Raw genomic sequence first — 15,094 nt, forward strand, 5'->3', positions numbered from 1 at the left:
GCGGACGCGACGCAGGTCACGTTCCCGCCGGGCCTTCCCGACGGCGGGTCGGGTCGACCGGCCGCGGCAGATGCTCGGCGATCATGACAGGGGCCGCCCGACCGGGACAGGATCACCGCTCGTGAGCGAACCCGGTGGTGCCCCCGTCGTCGCCGTGGTCGGCGCCGTGCCCGGTGCCCTCGCCGACGCGGCCGTCGCGGCGGCCCGGCTGGGGGCGGACGTCCGGCTGGTGGGTCACGCCGGCGACGAGCGGCAGGTCGGTGACCTCGCCGCCGAGGGGGTCGACGTCGCCGCGGTGAGCACGGCGGACCACCTCGACGCGGACCCCGTTCGGCACACCCTGGAGGCCATCGGGGGCCTGGGCGCCGTGCTGGTCGGCACCGACGTCTCGGCAGCCGTCGTGGCGGCCGCGGTGGGCACGGCGGCCCAGCGGCAGGTCCCGTGTGTGCTCGACCCGGACCCCGTGATCCCCACGGTCATCGGCCTGCTCGACCTCGGGGCCGTGCTGACCCCGGACGCCGGGGAGCTCGCCGACCTGGTGCGCCGCGGCGCGGGGCCGGAGGTCCCGGACCGGGCGCCCGCCGAGGCCGCCGCGACGCTGCACTCCTGGAGCGGCGCACCCGTCGTCGTGACCCTCGGGGCCGAGGGGGTGCTGCTCGCGGCCGACGGGCGGGTGCGGCGGCTCCCGGCACACCCGGTCCGGGCCGTCGACCCCACCGGCGCGAAGAGCGCGCTGCTCGGGGCGCTCGCCCTCCTGCTCGCGGCCGGCGAGGAGCTGACCGACGCGCTGGAGGTCGCGGTCGTCGCGGCAGGTCTCGCCGTGGGCGCTCCCGGAGGTCGGTCGAGCCTGCCCGACGGGGACGCGCTGCAGGCCGCGCTGGACGACTGAGCCGACCGAGCCGGCCGGTCAGACCTGCTTGCCGGTCGTGTCCGCGCGGGACTTCGACGGCTGCACCCGCTTCGGCTCGCCGGGCATCTTGGGGTACTCCGGCGGGTATGGCTGGTCGCCGAGGCCGTGGTCGCGCTGGTCGCGCTCGACCCACTCCAGCACCGTCTCGAGGCCGGCCGGGTCGTCGTGCAGCCCCGCGTGCGCGTCGCCGCGCTCGGCGTGGAGACCCGGCACGGTGAGCACGGTGAAGTCGTCCGGCTCGACGTCGGGGAGGTCGGCCCAGGTCAGGGGGAAGGAGACGGTCGCCCGCGGCGTCCCGCGCACCGACCAGGCGGACGCGATGGTCCGGTCCCGGGCGGCCTGGTTGTAGTCCAGGAAGACGCGCTCGCCGCGCTCCTCCTTCCACCAGTCGACGGTCGCCGCGTCGGGCAGTCGCCGGCAGACCTCGCGGCCGATCGCGATGACGCACCGGCGGACCGCGACGAAGTCCCACTCGGCCCGGATCGGGACCGTCACGTGGATCCCGCGCCCGCCGGAGGTCTTCGGCCAGCCGACGAGCCCGGCGTCGGCGAGCACCTCGCGCAGGGTCGCGGCGACGACGGCCGCGTCGGCGAAGTCGGTGCCCGGCTGCGGGTCGAGGTCGATGCGCAGCTCGTCGGGCGCGTCGACCTGCGGCCGGCGCACCGGCCACGGGTGGAAGTCGAACGTGCCGAGGTTGGCCGCCCACGCGAGGACCGCGGGCTCGGTCGGGCACAGGACGTCGGCGCCGCGCCCGGAGGGGAAGCGCACCTGCACCGTCTCGACGTAGTCGGGCGCGCCCTTGGCGAGACGCTTCTGGTAGAAGAACTCGCCGGTCACGCCGTCGACGAACCGCTTGAGGTGGGTCGGCCGGTCGCGCAGCACCCCGAGCAGCGGCTCCGCGACGCCGACGTAGTACTCCACCACCTGGCGCTTCGTGATCCCCGGCTCCGGGAAGTAGATCTTGTCGGGGTTGGACACACGGACCTCGCGTCCGGAGACCTCGATTTCCACCGCCGCCGACCGCGCCACGGCTGCGGAGGTTACCGTGAGGCCATGACCTGGGCTGCTCGTCCGGATCCGGCGCGCCGGTTCCACGACGACCTCGTCGGCCTCGACCCCGAGGACCCGGAGGCGCGCGCCTTCGCCGAGCACCTCGACCGCATGGAACGCGTGCGGCCGATGTTCACCGTCGAGGGCGAGCTGAACGGCGTGCGGGACTTCGCCGAGTCGGCCAACCGCATCGGCGGCCTGCAGCGGTGGGCGGCATGGCTGCTCGTGGTCCTCGTCCTGCTCGGGGCGGGCTACGTGATCTACGGGGTGCTGGAGTTCGTGATGGCCTCCTACCTGTCCTGAGCCGTATTAGCCTGGACGCATGAGCAGTGCGATCGGCAAGCCGAAGGTCGAGAAGTCCGACGCCGAGTGGCGGGAGCAGCTCTCGCCCGAGGAGTACCAGGTGCTGCGCCGGGCGGGCACCGAACGTCCCTTCACCGGGGAGTACGACGAGGTCTTCACCGAGGGCGTCTACCACTGCCGGGCGTGCGACGCGGAGCTCTTCCGCTCGGACACGAAGTTCGCGAGCCACTGCGGGTGGCCGTCGTTCTACGCCCCCTCCGCGGACGACAACGTGATCCTGCGCGAGGACAACGCCATGGGGATGCGGCGGGTCGAGGTGCTGTGCGGCACCTGCCACTCGCACCTCGGCCACGTCTTCCACGGCGAGGGCTACGGGACCCCCACCGACGACCGCTACTGCATGAACTCGGTCTCGCTCCGGCTCGAGCCGAAGGCCTGATCCCGAGCACTCATCCCGACGACGGGTCCCGGCGTCAGGCGGTGCCGCTGACGCCGGGGATGCGGTCGGACCGGAACGCCTCGACGAACCGACGGTGGTCGTCGCGCACCACCCGCGCGTAGGCGTGCGCGAACCCGACCAGGTCGGCGACGAACTCGTCCTCACGGCCCGACACGACCTCCAGCACCGCGTCCTCCACCTGGAAGCCGACGAGATCGGCGTCCTCGGCGTCGCGGTCGGCCACCGCGTGCGCGCGGGCGGTGGCGTGCCCGAGGTAGCGGAGCACGGCGTCGACGTCGGCGGGCTCGGTGACGTCGTCCCAGTCCAGGTCGGCCTCGTACGGGGAGAGCTCGGAGACGACGTAGCCGACCCCGCGCAGCTCGGTCCAGCCGAGCAGCCGGTCCGCGTGGGCCTGCAGGGCCCGCTGCGACAGGGCGGTGCGCTGGCCGTGGTGGACGAAGGCCGACGCGACCCGCTCGTCGGTGACCACGCGACTCGGTGCCGCCACCACGGCCTGCTTCATGCTGATGACGACGTCGTTGTCGAGCGCCTCGTTGAAGCCCTCGATCAGCACGTTGTAGGCGGGCAGGCCGGCGCTGCCGATCCCGAAGCCGCTGCGGCCGACCACGTCGACGACCTCGTAGGCGACGTCGGGCAGGCGCTTGTCGGCCGGGATCGTGTCCAGGTAGCGGCCGAACGCCTCGACCACCTCCGCGCGCTCGGCGTCGTCGAGCCGCCGGACGCCCGGGCCGGACCGGAAGACGCGGTCGTCGCCCTCGATCTCGGTGATCCGGGCGAGGAGCGCCTCCCGGCTCGACTCCCGGGATCGCTGCAGGGCCGCCCGGACCGCACCGTCGGTGCCGGAGCGGCGTAGGGCGTGGTCCAGCTCGCCCGCGTTGCCGTGGAAGGAGCGCAGGGCCGCGAGGTAGGCACGCACGTACGTCGTGACGAGCGCCGACACCGTCTCGTCGGAGAACGCCTTCGACCACCCCAGCAGCGCCACGCTCGCCACGAGCCGGCGCAGATCCCAGGTGAAGGCCCCGAGGTAGGCCTCGTCGAAGTCGTTCAGGGCGAAGACGAGCGCGCCGTCGCCGTCCATGTAGGTGCCGAAGTTCTCGGCGTGCAGGTCGCCCTGGATCCACACCCGCGACGTCCGCTCGTCGGCCCACGGGTCGTCCAGCCGCACCACGTCGGCGTAGAACAGGCACGCGCTGCCGCGGTAGAAGGCGAACGGGTCGCCCGCCATCTTCCGGAACTTGCTGCGGAACGCGGCGGGGCTCGCCGTCATGAGGTCGGCGAAGGCGTCGGTGAGGGTGTCGACGATGAACCCGGTGCGGGCCTCGTCGTCGTCGATGGCGAGGGCGGACAGGTCGGCCTGCGCGGTCTCGGCGGGCCCGGTCTCGACGTGCTGGGTCACGGGCGCCATCCTGTCGCGCCCGATCCGCCCCGGGAACTCCCCTACTGTCCGCCGGAGATGCGCAGCGTCTGGCCGGTCATCCAGCCGCTCTCGGGCGAGGCGAGGAAGCGCACCAGCGGCGTGATGTCCTCCGGCTCGCCGTAGCGACCCATCGGCCACGCGATCGGCGCGAGGTCGTTGTCGTAGTGCTTGCCGTTCTCGGCCGACATGTCGCTCGTGGTCCCGCCGGGCGCGATCGCGTTGATCGTGATGCCGCGCGGGACGAGGTCGAGCGCGAGGACCTTCACCATCGCCTCGACCGCGGCCTTCGACCCGGCGTAGAGCGCGTGGCCGGGGACCGGGGTGGAGGCGGCGATCGAGGAGGTGCACACGATGCGCCCGCCCGAGCCCATGTGCGCCGCGGCGGCCTGGACGGCGAGGAGCTGCCCGCGGGTGTTCACGGCGAAGACGTGGTCGAACTCCTCGGCCGTGATCGTGCCGAGCGCCCCGAAGTGCTCGATGCCCGCGTTCGACACCAGCACGTCGATGCCACCGAGCAGTTCGGCGGCCCGGTCCATGAGGGCGGTGACCGCCGCCGGGTCGGCCATGTCGGCCGCCACGGCGTGGGCCTCGCCGCCGGCGTCGGTGATCTCCGCGACGACGGCGTCGGCCGCGTCCGCGCTGCGGCCGTAGCCCACGACCACGCGGGCGCCCTCGGCGGCCAGGGCGAGCGCCTCGGCCCGCCCGATCCCGCGGCTGGCGCCGGTGACGACGACGCGGGTGCCCGCGACGACGCCCGTCACGACAGCGCGAGCAGGGCGCCGGGCTCGACCCGCGGGCCGGTGAAGAACGGCGTCTCCTCGCGCACGTGGCGGCGGGCCTCGGTGGCGCGCAGGTCACGCATCAGGTCGACGATGCGGTCGAGCTCGTCGGCCTCGAAGGCGAGGATCCACTCGTAGTCGCCCAGCGCGAACGCGGGCACGGTGTTGGCGCGGACGTCGGCGTAACCCCGGGCGGCCTTGCCGTGGTCGGCCAGCATCTGGCGCCGCTCCGGGTCGGGCAGCAGGTACCAGTCCAACGAGCGCACGAAGGGGTAGAGGCAGAGGTAGCCCTTCGGCTCCTCCCCCGCGATGAACGCCGGGACGTGGCTCTTGTTGAACTCCGCCGGGCGGTGCAGCGCGGTGTTCGACCAGACCGGCTCGGACGCCCGCCCGAGGGCCGTGCGGCGCAGCGCGGTGTAGGTCGCCTGGAGCGCCTCGACGTCCTTCGCGTGTGTCCAGACCATCCAGTCGGCGTCGGCGCGCATGCCCGCGAGGTCGTACACCCCGCGCACGACGACGTCCTTGGACTCCTGCTCGTCGATCACGGCGGCGAACTCCTCGGCGGCGGTGCGCCGGTCCTCGCCCAGCTTCGCCTGGTCGGTGCGGAACACCGACCACATGGCGTAGCGGATCGTCGAGTTCAGCTCGTCGTAGTTCAGCCTGGCCACGCCCTCCATCGTGCCACGCGGCCGTGAGGGGAGGATCCCAGCGCTCCTACGGCGCGAGGGTTCCCCTCACGTGAGAGGTGACGTGGTCGGCGATCCGGGCGGCCGCGGCATCGCCGGTCGCGAGGCAGGCCGGCACGCCGACCCCGTGCAGTGCCGCACCCGCCACGGCGAGCCCGTCGGGCAGCGCCGACTCCAGGCGCGCGACCGTCCCGCCGTGCCCGACGCCGTACTGCGGCAGCCCCCCGCCCCAGCGCGCCACCACGGTCTCGAGGGGCTCCGCATGCAGGTCCAACAGTACGGCGAGGTCGGCCCGGGCGGCGGTGACGAGCTCGTCGTCGTCGCGCTGCAGCGTCTCGTTCTCCCCGAAGCGCCCGATCGAGGCCCGCACCACGACCGCGTCCTCCCCCACGAGGTGCGGCCACTTCACCGACGAGACGGTGACGGCCTTGATCGTCCACGGCGTCCCGTCCGGCCGCCGCTCCCCCGAGCCGATCAGCACCCCGGAGCGGGCGCCGAGGTCGGTGTCGGGCGGCAGGGCCAGCGCGACGACGGCGGAGGACGCGAGCTCGATGCCCGCCGCGGCCGAGGCCGCCACGGGGGCGACGTCGGCCAGCAGGCGCCGCAGGGCCGGGGCGGGCACCGCGAGCACCACGGCGTCCGCGTCGAGGACCTCGGTCCCGGCCGGTCCGGCGGCGACCACCCGCCACCCCGTCCCGTGCCGCTCCAGGGACGTCACCGTCCGGGCGAGCCGGACGTCGGCCCGCGCCGCGACGGCCAGTGCGGGCGGGAGGTCGGCGAGCGAGGTGCGGAGCGTCCCGAACACCGGGCCGGGGAGGGTGGTGCCGGCCGGGAGCGCGGCCCGCGCGGCGGCCACGAGCGACGACGGGTCCCGGTCGAGGGCGGCGGCCAGCGCCGGCACCGTCGCGCGGATCCCGAGGGCGTCCGCGCGCCCCGAGTACACGCCGCCGAGCAGCGGGTCGACGAGCCGGTCGGCGACCTCGTCCCCGAGCCGGGCCCGGACCAGGCCGCCGACGCTGTCGTCCCCGGTCCACGTCACCGGACCGAGCTCGTCGTCGGCCGTCAGCGCCGCCCGTCCGGCGTCGGACAGCAGGCTCCCGACGGCGGGTGGGTCGGCCGGGACCCCCATCACGGTGCGCTTCGGCATCGCGTGCGTGGCGCCCCCGGCGCGGATCCCGGACGACGCCGCGGACGGGTGGACGAGGTCGTCGGCCAGCCCGAGCTCGACGAGCCGGTCGGAGGCCTCCGGACGGCGGGCGAGGAACGCCTCCGCCCCGACGTCCACCCGCAGCCCGCCGAGCTCGACCGCCGCGAGCTTGCCGCCGAGCACCCGGGTGGACTCGAGGACGACGATCTCCGCGGCGTCGCCGAGGGTCGTGCGGAGCCGGTGCGCGGCCGCGAGACCGCTCACCCCGCCGCCGACCACGACGACGCGGGGCGGGGACCCGCCGTCGGGAAGGCCGGTCACGCCCGGACGGGCAGGGAGTGCACGGTCTCGACGACGCGCAGCAGCGCGTCCGGGTCGGTCTCCGGCAGCACCCCGTGGCCGAGGTTGAACACGTGGGCCGGGGCGGCGTGGCCCTCGGCGACGATGCGCCGCACCTCGGACTCGACGACGGCGGGGCCCGCGAAGAGCACCGCCGGATCGAGGTTGCCCTGCAGGACCTTGCCGGGCGCCCGGCGGGCGGCGACGTCGAGCGGGATGCGCCAGTCGACGCCGACGACGTCCGCGCCGGCCTCGCCCATCGCGCCGAGCAGCTCCCCGGTGCCGACGCCGAAGTGCGTGCGCGGGATCCCGGCGTCGGCCAGGCCCTCGAGGACCTTCGTCGAGTGCGGGAGCACGAGGGCGCGGTAGTCGCGCTCGGACAGCGCGCCGGCCCACGAGTCGAACAGCTGGACCGCGTCCACCCCGGCCTCGATCTGCACACGCAGGAAGGTCAGCGTGAGGTCGGCGAGGTGGTCGAGCAGCGCGTGCCACGTGGCGGGCTCGGCGTGCATCAGCGCCTTGGTGCGCTCGTGGTTGCGGCTCGGGCCGCCCTCGACGAGGTAGGAGGCGAGCGTGAAGGGCGCACCCGCGAAGCCGATCAGCGGCGTCTCGCCCAGCTCGCCGATGAGCAGGCGGACCGCCTCCGCGACCGGGGCGGCCTGCGCCGGGTCGAGCCGGCGCAGCCGCGCGACGTCCGCGGCGGTGCGCACCGGCGACTCGATCACCGGACCGGTGCCGGCGACGATGTCGACCCCGATGCCCGCGACCTTGAGCGGCACCACGATGTCGGAGAAGAGGATCGCCGCGTCCACGCCGTAGCGGCGGACGGGCTGCAGCGTGATCTCGCAGGCGAGGTCGGGCGTCAGGCAGGACTCGAGCATCCCGGTGCCCTGCCGGGCGCGCCGGTACTCCGGCAGCGAGCGGCCCGCCTGGCGCTGGAACCACACCGGCAGGTGCTCGGGCGTCCCGCCCCGCGCCGCCGTCAGGAAGGCCGATCCGGGCAGGGCGCGCCTGCGTTCGCTCGGACCCGCCGGGGCGAGCGGAGCGACGGGGTGGGGATCGGGCTGCGTCGGCGCGCTCATGGTGGTCCCAGTCTGCCAGCCCGCGACCGCACCCCGCCGGGCCGCCCGATCGGCGTGGCGCCGCCCGGCGCGTCGGTCTCCCGCGCACGGCGCGGGCGACCTACGCTCCGGCGGGTGAGTGCACCCGCGACCGCCCCCGAGACGTTCCGCCGGGCCGTGGAGTCGCTGGCCGCCCTGCGCCCCCGCCCCGAGATCGAGCTGGCCGAGATGCGCCCGCCGCAGCGCCTGGCGCCCTGGTCGGCCGCCTGGAGCGCCGAGGTGGTCTCCGCGGCACCGGCGGGCGAGCCGGAGCCGGACGTGCTCGTCACCGGACGCCTCGTCCTGCTGCACGACCCGGAGGGCCAGGAGGCCTGGGACGGCACCCTGCGGCTCGTGACCTTCGTGCGCGCCGAGCTCGATCCCGAGCACGCGAACGACCCGATGCTGCCCGAGGTGGCGTGGTCGTGGCTCACGGGCGCGCTCGAGGAGTCCGGGGCGCACGCGACGGCGGTCGGCGGCACCGTCACCCAGACCTCGTCGGTGCGCTTCGGCGACATCTCCGGGCCCGCCCAGGTGTGCGACCTCGAGCTGCGCGCCTCCTGGACGCCCGTACTCCCCGACGGGACCGACACCGGCACCGACACCGGGGTCGACGCCGCCGACCTGACCGAGCACGGCACGGCCTTCACGACGGTCCTCGCGACGGCGGCCGGGCTGCCGCCGGTCGGCGTCGCGACCCTCGGCGCCCGCCGGCTCGGCTGAGCCCGCCCGGGCGCGGCCCGGGAACCGTGTGCGATCGAGACGACGACGGTTCTCGCGTCTCAACTCGGGACCCACGGCAGTTCACCATTCAGCGAACTCTCAGCAGTTTCCCGGTACCACTGGTGCCGTTTCCGGCCTTTCCGCAGGTCGCCCGCCCGCCGCGGGCGTTGCGGAGGGCGGGTGAACGCCCGACGGCGGGCGGGTCACGAACCGGACTCCGAACGCTGCCGCCGTGTTGCGTCCGTTACCAGGATGAGATTGGACCGATGAGCGCAACGGCGCTGCGCCGGTCGGAGCCTTCAGCAACGGACAGTCACATCGATCACACAGAGTGTCACCAGTAGCACACGGAGAGTGCGACACTCACACCGTGGAGTGACCGAGAAGCCGTATCGGGCGAAACTCCACCGAGCGAAGTTGGCCCTAATGCTCTCGTTAACTCGCCAGGGGGGATATGTTCTCTCGCGGCGCACTTCCTCGGCCGTTCGGCGGCGCGGTCGGACACCGAGGAGCCCGGTGCGTCCGTCGGGGGGCAAGACCGACTTCAGGGAGGTAGTTGACGTGGCTACCGTTGGCCCAGGTATGGCACTTCGCGGCGTCGCGAGTGGCCTGCTGCCACCGGCCATGGTCCCGCATCCGCGGGAAGAGATGTTCTCGGTGCTGGTGGTCGACGACCACCCGCTGTTGCGCGAGGCGATCGCGCAACGACTGACCTCGATGGGCGCGGGCACCGTCCACGAGGCCGCCTCGATCTCCGAGGCGCGCACCAGGGCACTCGCTTCCGGGCCGTGCGATCTCGCGATCCTCGACCTCGGACTCCCGGACGGGTCCGGACTGGACCTGATCGCGGAGCTGCGGGCACAGGGCTGGAACCGGATCGTGGTGCTGGCCGCCTCGGACGACCCGTCCGCGGTGCGGGCGGCGTTCCAGGCCGGGGCGCAGGCGTATCTGCTCAAGTCCGCCTCGCCGGGCATCGTGACCGACGGCGTCCGACGCGTGCTGGAGGGCGGCCTCTACGCCGACCCCTCGGTCGCGCCGCTGCTGGCGGCGGGCACCCGGGTGCCGGCCACCGACAACACCCCACGGGAGCTCTCGGCCCGTGAGGTCGAGGTGCTGCAGCTCGTGGCGGACGGGCGCTCGAACAAGGAGATCGGCGAGGCGTTGAGTCTCTCGGCCCTCACGGTCAAGAGCCACCTCTCGCGGATCGGCCGCAAGCTCGGCACGGGCGACCGCGCCCAGATGGTCGCGCTGGCCATGCGGGCCGGCGTCATCCGCTGAGCACCGCAGCGACCCCGGAGCCCGTCGACGGGGGCGAGGAGACCGGTGACGAGATCACCGAGCTCCTCGCCCCCGCCGACGGCGTTCCCGACCTCATCACCGATCGGGACCGCCTCTCGGCGCTCGCCGACGACCTGGCCGCGGGCAGCGGTCCGGTCGCCGTCGACGCCGAGCGGGCCTCGGGCTTCCGGTACTCCGCGCGGGCCTACCTGGTGCAGCTGCGCCGGGAGGGTGCGGGCAGTGCCCTCGTCGACCCGATCGCCCTCGACGGCGATCTCTCCCTGCTCGGCGACGCCCTGCGCGGCGTCGAGTGGGTGCTCCACGCCGCGTCGCAGGACCTGCCGTGCCTCGCCGAGGTCGGCATGCGTCCCGACGCCCTCTTCGACACCGAACTGGCCGGCCGCCTCGCGGGCTACCCGAGGGTGGGCCTCGGTCCGCTCGCCGAGCGCCTGCTCGGCGTCCACCTGCGCAAGGGCTACGGCGCCGCGGACTGGTCGACCCGCCCGCTGCCCGACGACTGGCTGGTCTACGCCGCGCTCGACGTCGAGCTCCTCGTCGAGATGCGCGACCTGCTGGCCGCCGACCTCGAGCGGCAGGGCAAGGCCGAGTGGGCCCGCCAGGAGTTCGAGGCCGTCCGCCTCGCCGGTCCGCCGCCGCGGCGCGCGGAACCCTGGCGCCGCACCTCCGGGCTGCACAAGGTGCGCCGCCCGCGCCAGCTCGCGGTGGTCCGCGCGTTGTGGGAGTCCCGCGACGAGCTCGCCGAGTCCCGCGACGTCGCCCCGGGTCGTCTGCTGCCCGACGCCGCGATCGTCGACGCCGCGCTGCGCGAGCCCGCCGACAAGGACGCGCTGACCGAGATGCCGGTGTTCCGCGGCAGCCGGCAGCGACGGCTGGCCGACCGCTGGTGGCGCGCGGTCCGGACCGGACGCGGCCTGCCGGCCGAGGACCTGCCCGACCCCTCCCCCGCCGGGGACGGTCCCCCGCCGGTGAACCGGTGGGCCGACAAGGACCCCGACGCCGCGGCACGCCTCACGGCCGCCCGCGCCCACCTCGCCACGCTCGGCGAGCAGTGGGACACCCCGGTGGAGAACCTGCTGCAGCCCGACCTCGTCCGCCGCCTCTGCTGGACCCCTCCGGTCCCGGCCGACGCGGCGTCGGTCGAGGCGTTCCTGACGACGGGTGGTGCCCGGCCCTGGCAGCGGGAGCTCGCGCTGCCCGGGCTCGTCGCCGCGCTCGCCGAGACCGCCCCGCCCGCGGCGGCCACCCCCGCCGTCGGGAACGGGAACGGCGACGGGGACACGGCGGAGGACGCCGACGGCCCCCGTCGGTCGCCGCGTCGCCGACGACGCCGGAGCACCAGCAGCGGCGGTGCCACGGACACGGCCGGGACCGGGGACGGCGGGACGCCCGCTCAGGTCGGGACGGTCACGCCGGTGTTCAGCGACCCGGAGACCTGACCGGGCAGACCCACCCGCACCGCGAGCCCGCCGCCCTCGACGGGCTCCGCGGTGACGGTGCCGCCGTGCGCGCGGACGACGGCGCGCACGATCGACAGGCCGAGCCCGGAGCCGGGGCCGACCCGGTCGGCCCCGCGGCGGAACGGCTCGAACAGGGCGGGGACGCGGGCCGGGTCGAGCACCGGGCCGGACGAGGCGACGACCAGCTCGACCCGGTCCTCGGCGCTCCCGGTCCGCACCGTGATCCAGCCGCCGTCGACGTTGTGACGCACGGCGTTCTCCACGAGGTTGCCCACGACCCGCTCCAGCAGCGCCGCGTCGCCGACGACGACCGCCCCCGGGCCGACCGACCCGTCGTCCGGACCGATCTCCACGGACAACCGGCGGGCCTCGACCTCGGCGCGCACCGCGTCGAGCGCGCCGCGGGCGGCCAGGTCGAGGTCGACCGGCTCGTCGCCGTCGGAGGCCCGGCGCTCGGCGGCCTCGGTGCGGGCGAGCAGCAGCAACCCGTCGACGAGCCCCTCGGCGCGCTTGGTGGCGTCCCGCAGGACGCCCGCCATGCGGCGCAGCTCGTCGACGTCGGCGTCCGGGTCGGCCAGCGTCACGTCGATCTCGGTGCGCAGCACGGCCAGCGGGGTGCGCAGCTCGTGGCTGGCGTTGGCGACGAACCGGCGCTGGGCGTCGAACGCGGCCTGCAGCCGGTCGAGCATCTCGTCGAAGGTGTCGGCGAGCTCGGCGACCTCGTCACGCGGGCCCTCGAGGTCGATCCGGGCGTCGAGGGACTCGGCGGAGAGCCGGCGGGCGGTCGCGGTGACGTCGTGCACCGGCTGCAGCACGTGCCCGGTCAGCACCCAGGACACCAGCGCCGCGGCGAGCACCACGAACGCGAAGGCGACCGAGCCGACCTGCAGGACCTCGGATCGCGCGCTGTGCCCGAGCGCCGCGGCGATCTCCCCGGCCGGGACGGAGACGCCGTCGACCAGCACCGGGGTGCCCGGCGGGAGCGTGGGCAGGCTCGCGGCGACCTCGCCCACGAGCATCCAGCCGAGCCAGAGCAGCACGGCGCTCACCGCCGCCACCAGCCCGGTGGCGAGCAGCGTCAGGCGCACCCGCAGGCCGGGCCCGCGTCGACGGCGGGCCCGCGCGGGGCGCGACCCGGTCCGGTCCTCGCGGCGCAGCACGGTCGCAGAGCCTACGACCGGTCGGGCACCGGGGAGGTGAAGGTGGCCCGGTGGCACACACCCCCGGCACGCCATGGGCCCGGGTCGCGCCCCTCGTGGGGGTGCGGCCCGGGCCCGGGTGACGACGCGACTAGTTGATCGCGTGGATCGGGGACTTGCAGCTCTTGGCGATGGCCGCGCCGTTGCCCTCGTGCGCCTTCGAGGCGACGGGGACGCCCACGGCGTTGTCCTGCACGGGGACCTGGATGCCACCGACGTTGACCGGCACGTCGTTGTTGCAGACGTTGACCGGGGTGTTCGGGGCGAAGTCCGAGGAGTTGACGAGGCCCTTCTGCACCGTGTCGCCGCCGTGCTCGTGCGCCATGGCCATGCCGGCGGTGGAGACGAGGCCCGAGCTGATCAGGGCGGACGCGAGGACGGCCTTGCGCATCATCGACACGATGAGGTTCCTTTCGTGGGGAGCTGTTCGGCACTCACGTGGAGTCAGTGTCCGAATACGTGCAGTGAACGAGGCTCCGGATCCTCGGGACACGCTTTCCGACACCCCTTCCGTCGATCGGGTGATGGTGGACGGGAAAGGTGTTCCCCTGCGCCCGATCGGGCAGGTGCGGCATCCTCGGGTCCCATGACCGACACCGTGATCGTCGAGGTCGCCGTCAACGGCACCACGACGCGGGAGACGAACCCGCACGTCCCCCGTACCCCGGCGGAGATCGCCGCCGCGATGTCGGCGTGCCTGGGTCGCGGTGCCGCGATCGTCCACAACCACAACGACGAGCCGATGTTCACCGCCGACGCGGTGCACTCCCCCGACCCCTACGTGGCGGCCTGGACCCCGGTCGTCGCCGAGCACCCGGACGCCCTGCTCTACCCGACGATGGGTGCGGGGGCGCGCGGGATCCCGGTGGAACAGAAGTGGGCGCACGTCGAGGAGCTCGCCCGGCGCCGCCTCGGCGGGATGACGCTGGTGGACCCGGGCTCGGTGAACGTCGGGCTGCTCGGGTCCGGCGAGTGCGCCCCGGCGGCCGCCGCGGAGCCGTACCAGAACAGCATCGCCGACACCGAGTACATGTTCCGGCGCACCGCGGAACTCGGCGCCGCGCCGTCGATCTCGATCTTCGAGCCGGGCTTCCTGCGGACCACGTTGACCCTGCAGCGCCACGGCCGGGTGCCGGCGGGGGCGATGGTGAAGCTGTACTTCGGCGGCGACCTGCAGTTCGGCCTCCCGCCCACCGAGCGGGCTCTCGACGCCTACGTCGAGCTGCTCGACGGCTCGGGCCTGCCGTGGTCGGTCGCGGTGCTCGGCGGCGACGTCGTGGGCTGCGGGCTCGCCGCGCTCGCCCTGGAGCGCGGCGGCCACGTGCGGGTGGGTCTCGAGGACTACGCCGGCCCGCGGAAGCCCACGAACGTCGAGCTGCTCGACGAGCTGCTGGAGCTGCTCGCCGCCTCCGGACGCCGGGCGGCGACCTGCGCCGAGGCCCGCGCGACGCTGGGGATCGCGCCGGCCGGCTAGACCCCGGCGTGCGCGTCGCTGCGGACGCGGTAGCCCGAGCCGACCACGGTGTCGATGATCCCGGGCTCGCCGAGCTTCTTGCGCAGCGTCATGACCGTGACGCGCACCGTCGTGGTGAACGGGTCGGCGTTCTCGTCCCAGACGCGCTCGAGCAGTTCCTCGGAGGACACGACCGCCCCGCCGGCGGCCATGAGCACCTCGAGGACGCCGAACTCCTTGCGGGTGAGGTCGACGGCCGCGCCCTCGCGCACGACGGTGCGCTTGGCCGGGTCGAGCACGACGCCCGCGGCCTCGAGGATCGGCGGCGTGGCGGGCACGGCGCGGCGGCCGAGGGCCCGGATGCGGGCGACCAGCTCGGGGAAGTCGAAGGGCTTCGCCAGGTAGTCGTCGGCTCCGAGGGCGAGCCCGGCGACCTTGTCGCGCAGGGTGCCGCTCGCGGTCAGCATGATCACCCGGGTCACCCCGCCGGCGATCTCGGCACACAGGTCGTCCCCGGACCGCCCCGGCAGGTCGCGGTCGAGCACGACGACGTCGTACCGCGTCACCGAGGCCTTCTCCGAGCCGGTGTCGCCGTCGTAGGCGACGTCGACGGCCATGCCCTCACGCCGCAGCCCGCGCGCCAGCGCGTCGGCCAGGGCCTGCTCGTCCTCCACGATCAGAATGCGCACGTCATCCACCTTGCCACCGGGTGGCTGAACGGACGCTGAGAATCAGCTGGGTGGACGCTCTCGGTCCGGGCCCGGTCCGGGCC

The 15,094-nt window shown here is 74.8% G+C and carries 15 protein-coding genes and 1 pseudogene; 7 read left to right on the top strand and 9 right to left on the bottom strand.

Translation table 11 applies throughout. The features are described 5' to 3' along the window. The first annotated feature begins 121 nt into the window (after positions 1–121). Positions 122–889, top strand: coding sequence for a PfkB family carbohydrate kinase (locus BJ983_RS11385; RefSeq protein ID WP_179793895.1), 768 nt, complete (start codon positions 122–124; stop codon positions 887–889). Between the two features lie 18 nt (positions 890–907). Here BJ983_RS11385 and ligD read toward each other — a convergent pair whose 3' ends face one another. Further along, positions 908–1,939 carry a non-homologous end-joining DNA ligase gene (gene ligD / locus BJ983_RS11390; protein ID WP_179793896.1) on the bottom strand — a complete coding sequence of 344 codons (1,032 nt, stop codon included), beginning with the start codon at positions 1,937–1,939 and terminating at the stop codon, positions 908–910. A gap of 24 nt (positions 1,940–1,963) precedes the next feature. Between ligD and BJ983_RS11395 the strand changes: the two genes are divergently transcribed. Further along, positions 1,964–2,263 (top strand): hypothetical protein, encoded by a 300-nt coding sequence (locus BJ983_RS11395; protein ID WP_179793897.1) that lies wholly within the window; start codon positions 1,964–1,966, stop codon positions 2,261–2,263. A gap of 19 nt (positions 2,264–2,282) precedes the next feature. Next, the gene (msrB, locus tag BJ983_RS11400) at positions 2,283–2,702 is read left to right on the top strand and encodes a peptide-methionine (R)-S-oxide reductase MsrB (protein WP_179793898.1); all 420 of its coding nucleotides are present in this window, start codon (positions 2,283–2,285) and stop codon (positions 2,700–2,702) included. 34 nt (positions 2,703–2,736) lie between these two features. On the opposite strand, the gene BJ983_RS11405 is transcribed toward msrB, so the two are convergent. From BJ983_RS11405 to hemE, 5 genes are read right to left on the bottom strand one after another with little or no spacing between them, the layout of a single operon-like run. Beyond that, the gene (locus BJ983_RS11405; RefSeq protein ID WP_425484752.1) at positions 2,737–4,119 is read right to left on the bottom strand and encodes a DUF2252 domain-containing protein; all 1,383 of its coding nucleotides are present in this window, start codon (positions 4,117–4,119) and stop codon (positions 2,737–2,739) included. Between the two features lie 41 nt (positions 4,120–4,160). Next, entirely contained in the window at positions 4,161–4,901 is a 741-nt protein-coding gene (locus BJ983_RS11410; protein WP_179793900.1) for an SDR family oxidoreductase, read from the bottom strand. Next, positions 4,898–5,587 carry a hydrogen peroxide-dependent heme synthase gene (gene hemQ, locus BJ983_RS11415; protein ID WP_179793901.1) on the bottom strand — a complete coding sequence of 230 codons (690 nt, stop codon included), beginning with the start codon at positions 5,585–5,587 and terminating at the stop codon, positions 4,898–4,900. Before hemQ ends, BJ983_RS11410 begins: the two co-directional genes overlap by 4 nt. 46 nt (positions 5,588–5,633) lie before the next feature. Next, positions 5,634–7,073, bottom strand: a complete 1,440-nt coding sequence (hemG, locus tag BJ983_RS11420; protein ID WP_179793902.1) for a protoporphyrinogen oxidase — start codon at positions 7,071–7,073, stop codon at positions 5,634–5,636. After that, the gene (gene hemE / locus BJ983_RS11425) at positions 7,070–8,173 is read right to left on the bottom strand and encodes a uroporphyrinogen decarboxylase (protein ID WP_246325568.1); all 1,104 of its coding nucleotides are present in this window, start codon (positions 8,171–8,173) and stop codon (positions 7,070–7,072) included. Before hemE ends, hemG begins: the two co-directional genes overlap by 4 nt. A gap of 114 nt (positions 8,174–8,287) precedes the next feature. Between hemE and BJ983_RS11430 the strand changes: the two genes are divergently transcribed. The 3 genes and pseudogenes from BJ983_RS11430 to BJ983_RS11440 form a co-directional block, all read left to right on the top strand. After that, on the top strand, positions 8,288–8,914 hold the full coding sequence (locus BJ983_RS11430) for a DUF3000 family protein (RefSeq protein ID WP_179793903.1): 627 nt from the start codon (positions 8,288–8,290) through the stop codon (positions 8,912–8,914). A 582-nt stretch (positions 8,915–9,496) separates the two neighbouring features. After that, positions 9,497–10,192, top strand: coding sequence for a response regulator (locus BJ983_RS11435; RefSeq protein WP_179793904.1), 696 nt, complete (start codon positions 9,497–9,499; stop codon positions 10,190–10,192). A 53-nt stretch (positions 10,193–10,245) separates the two neighbouring features. Beyond that, positions 10,246–11,439: pseudogene (locus BJ983_RS11440) on the top strand (HRDC domain-containing protein); the annotation flags it as partial. Between the two features lie 164 nt (positions 11,440–11,603). Here the strand turns inward: BJ983_RS11440 and BJ983_RS11445 are convergent. Beyond that, the gene (locus BJ983_RS11445; protein ID WP_246326097.1) at positions 11,604–12,827 is read right to left on the bottom strand and encodes a HAMP domain-containing sensor histidine kinase; all 1,224 of its coding nucleotides are present in this window, start codon (positions 12,825–12,827) and stop codon (positions 11,604–11,606) included. A gap of 133 nt (positions 12,828–12,960) precedes the next feature. After that, positions 12,961–13,260 (bottom strand): hypothetical protein, encoded by a 300-nt coding sequence (locus BJ983_RS11450; protein ID WP_218890230.1) that lies wholly within the window; start codon positions 13,258–13,260, stop codon positions 12,961–12,963. A 195-nt stretch (positions 13,261–13,455) separates the two neighbouring features. Between BJ983_RS11450 and BJ983_RS11455 the strand changes: the two genes are divergently transcribed. After that, positions 13,456–14,343 carry a beta-keto acid cleavage family enzyme gene (locus tag BJ983_RS11455; protein ID WP_218890232.1) on the top strand — a complete coding sequence of 296 codons (888 nt, stop codon included), beginning with the start codon at positions 13,456–13,458 and terminating at the stop codon, positions 14,341–14,343. Here BJ983_RS11455 and BJ983_RS11460 read toward each other — a convergent pair. Then, positions 14,340–15,011 carry a response regulator gene (locus tag BJ983_RS11460; protein ID WP_179793906.1) on the bottom strand — a complete coding sequence of 224 codons (672 nt, stop codon included), beginning with the start codon at positions 15,009–15,011 and terminating at the stop codon, positions 14,340–14,342. The genes BJ983_RS11455 and BJ983_RS11460 overlap by 4 nt on opposite strands. Positions 15,012–15,094 lie beyond the last annotated feature (83 nt).

The organism is Actinomycetospora corticicola (genome assembly GCF_013409505.1).
GTDB classification, from domain to species: Bacteria; Actinomycetota; Actinomycetes; order Mycobacteriales; family Pseudonocardiaceae; genus Actinomycetospora; species Actinomycetospora corticicola.

Coding starts and splice junctions, on each gene's coding strand:
- BJ983_RS11395 (WP_179793897.1), top strand. CDS start 1,964: ATGACCTGGGCTGCTCGTCCGGATCCGGCGCGCCGGTTCCACGACGAC.
- hemE (WP_246325568.1), bottom strand. CDS start 8,173: ATGAGCGCGCCGACGCAGCCCGATCCCCACCCCGTCGCTCCGCTCGCC.
- msrB (WP_179793898.1), top strand. CDS start 2,283: ATGAGCAGTGCGATCGGCAAGCCGAAGGTCGAGAAGTCCGACGCCGAG.
- BJ983_RS11455 (WP_218890232.1), top strand. CDS start 13,456: ATGACCGACACCGTGATCGTCGAGGTCGCCGTCAACGGCACCACGACG.
- BJ983_RS11450 (WP_218890230.1), bottom strand. CDS start 13,260: ATGCGCAAGGCCGTCCTCGCGTCCGCCCTGATCAGCTCGGGCCTCGTC.
- BJ983_RS11435 (WP_179793904.1), top strand. CDS start 9,497: ATGGCACTTCGCGGCGTCGCGAGTGGCCTGCTGCCACCGGCCATGGTC.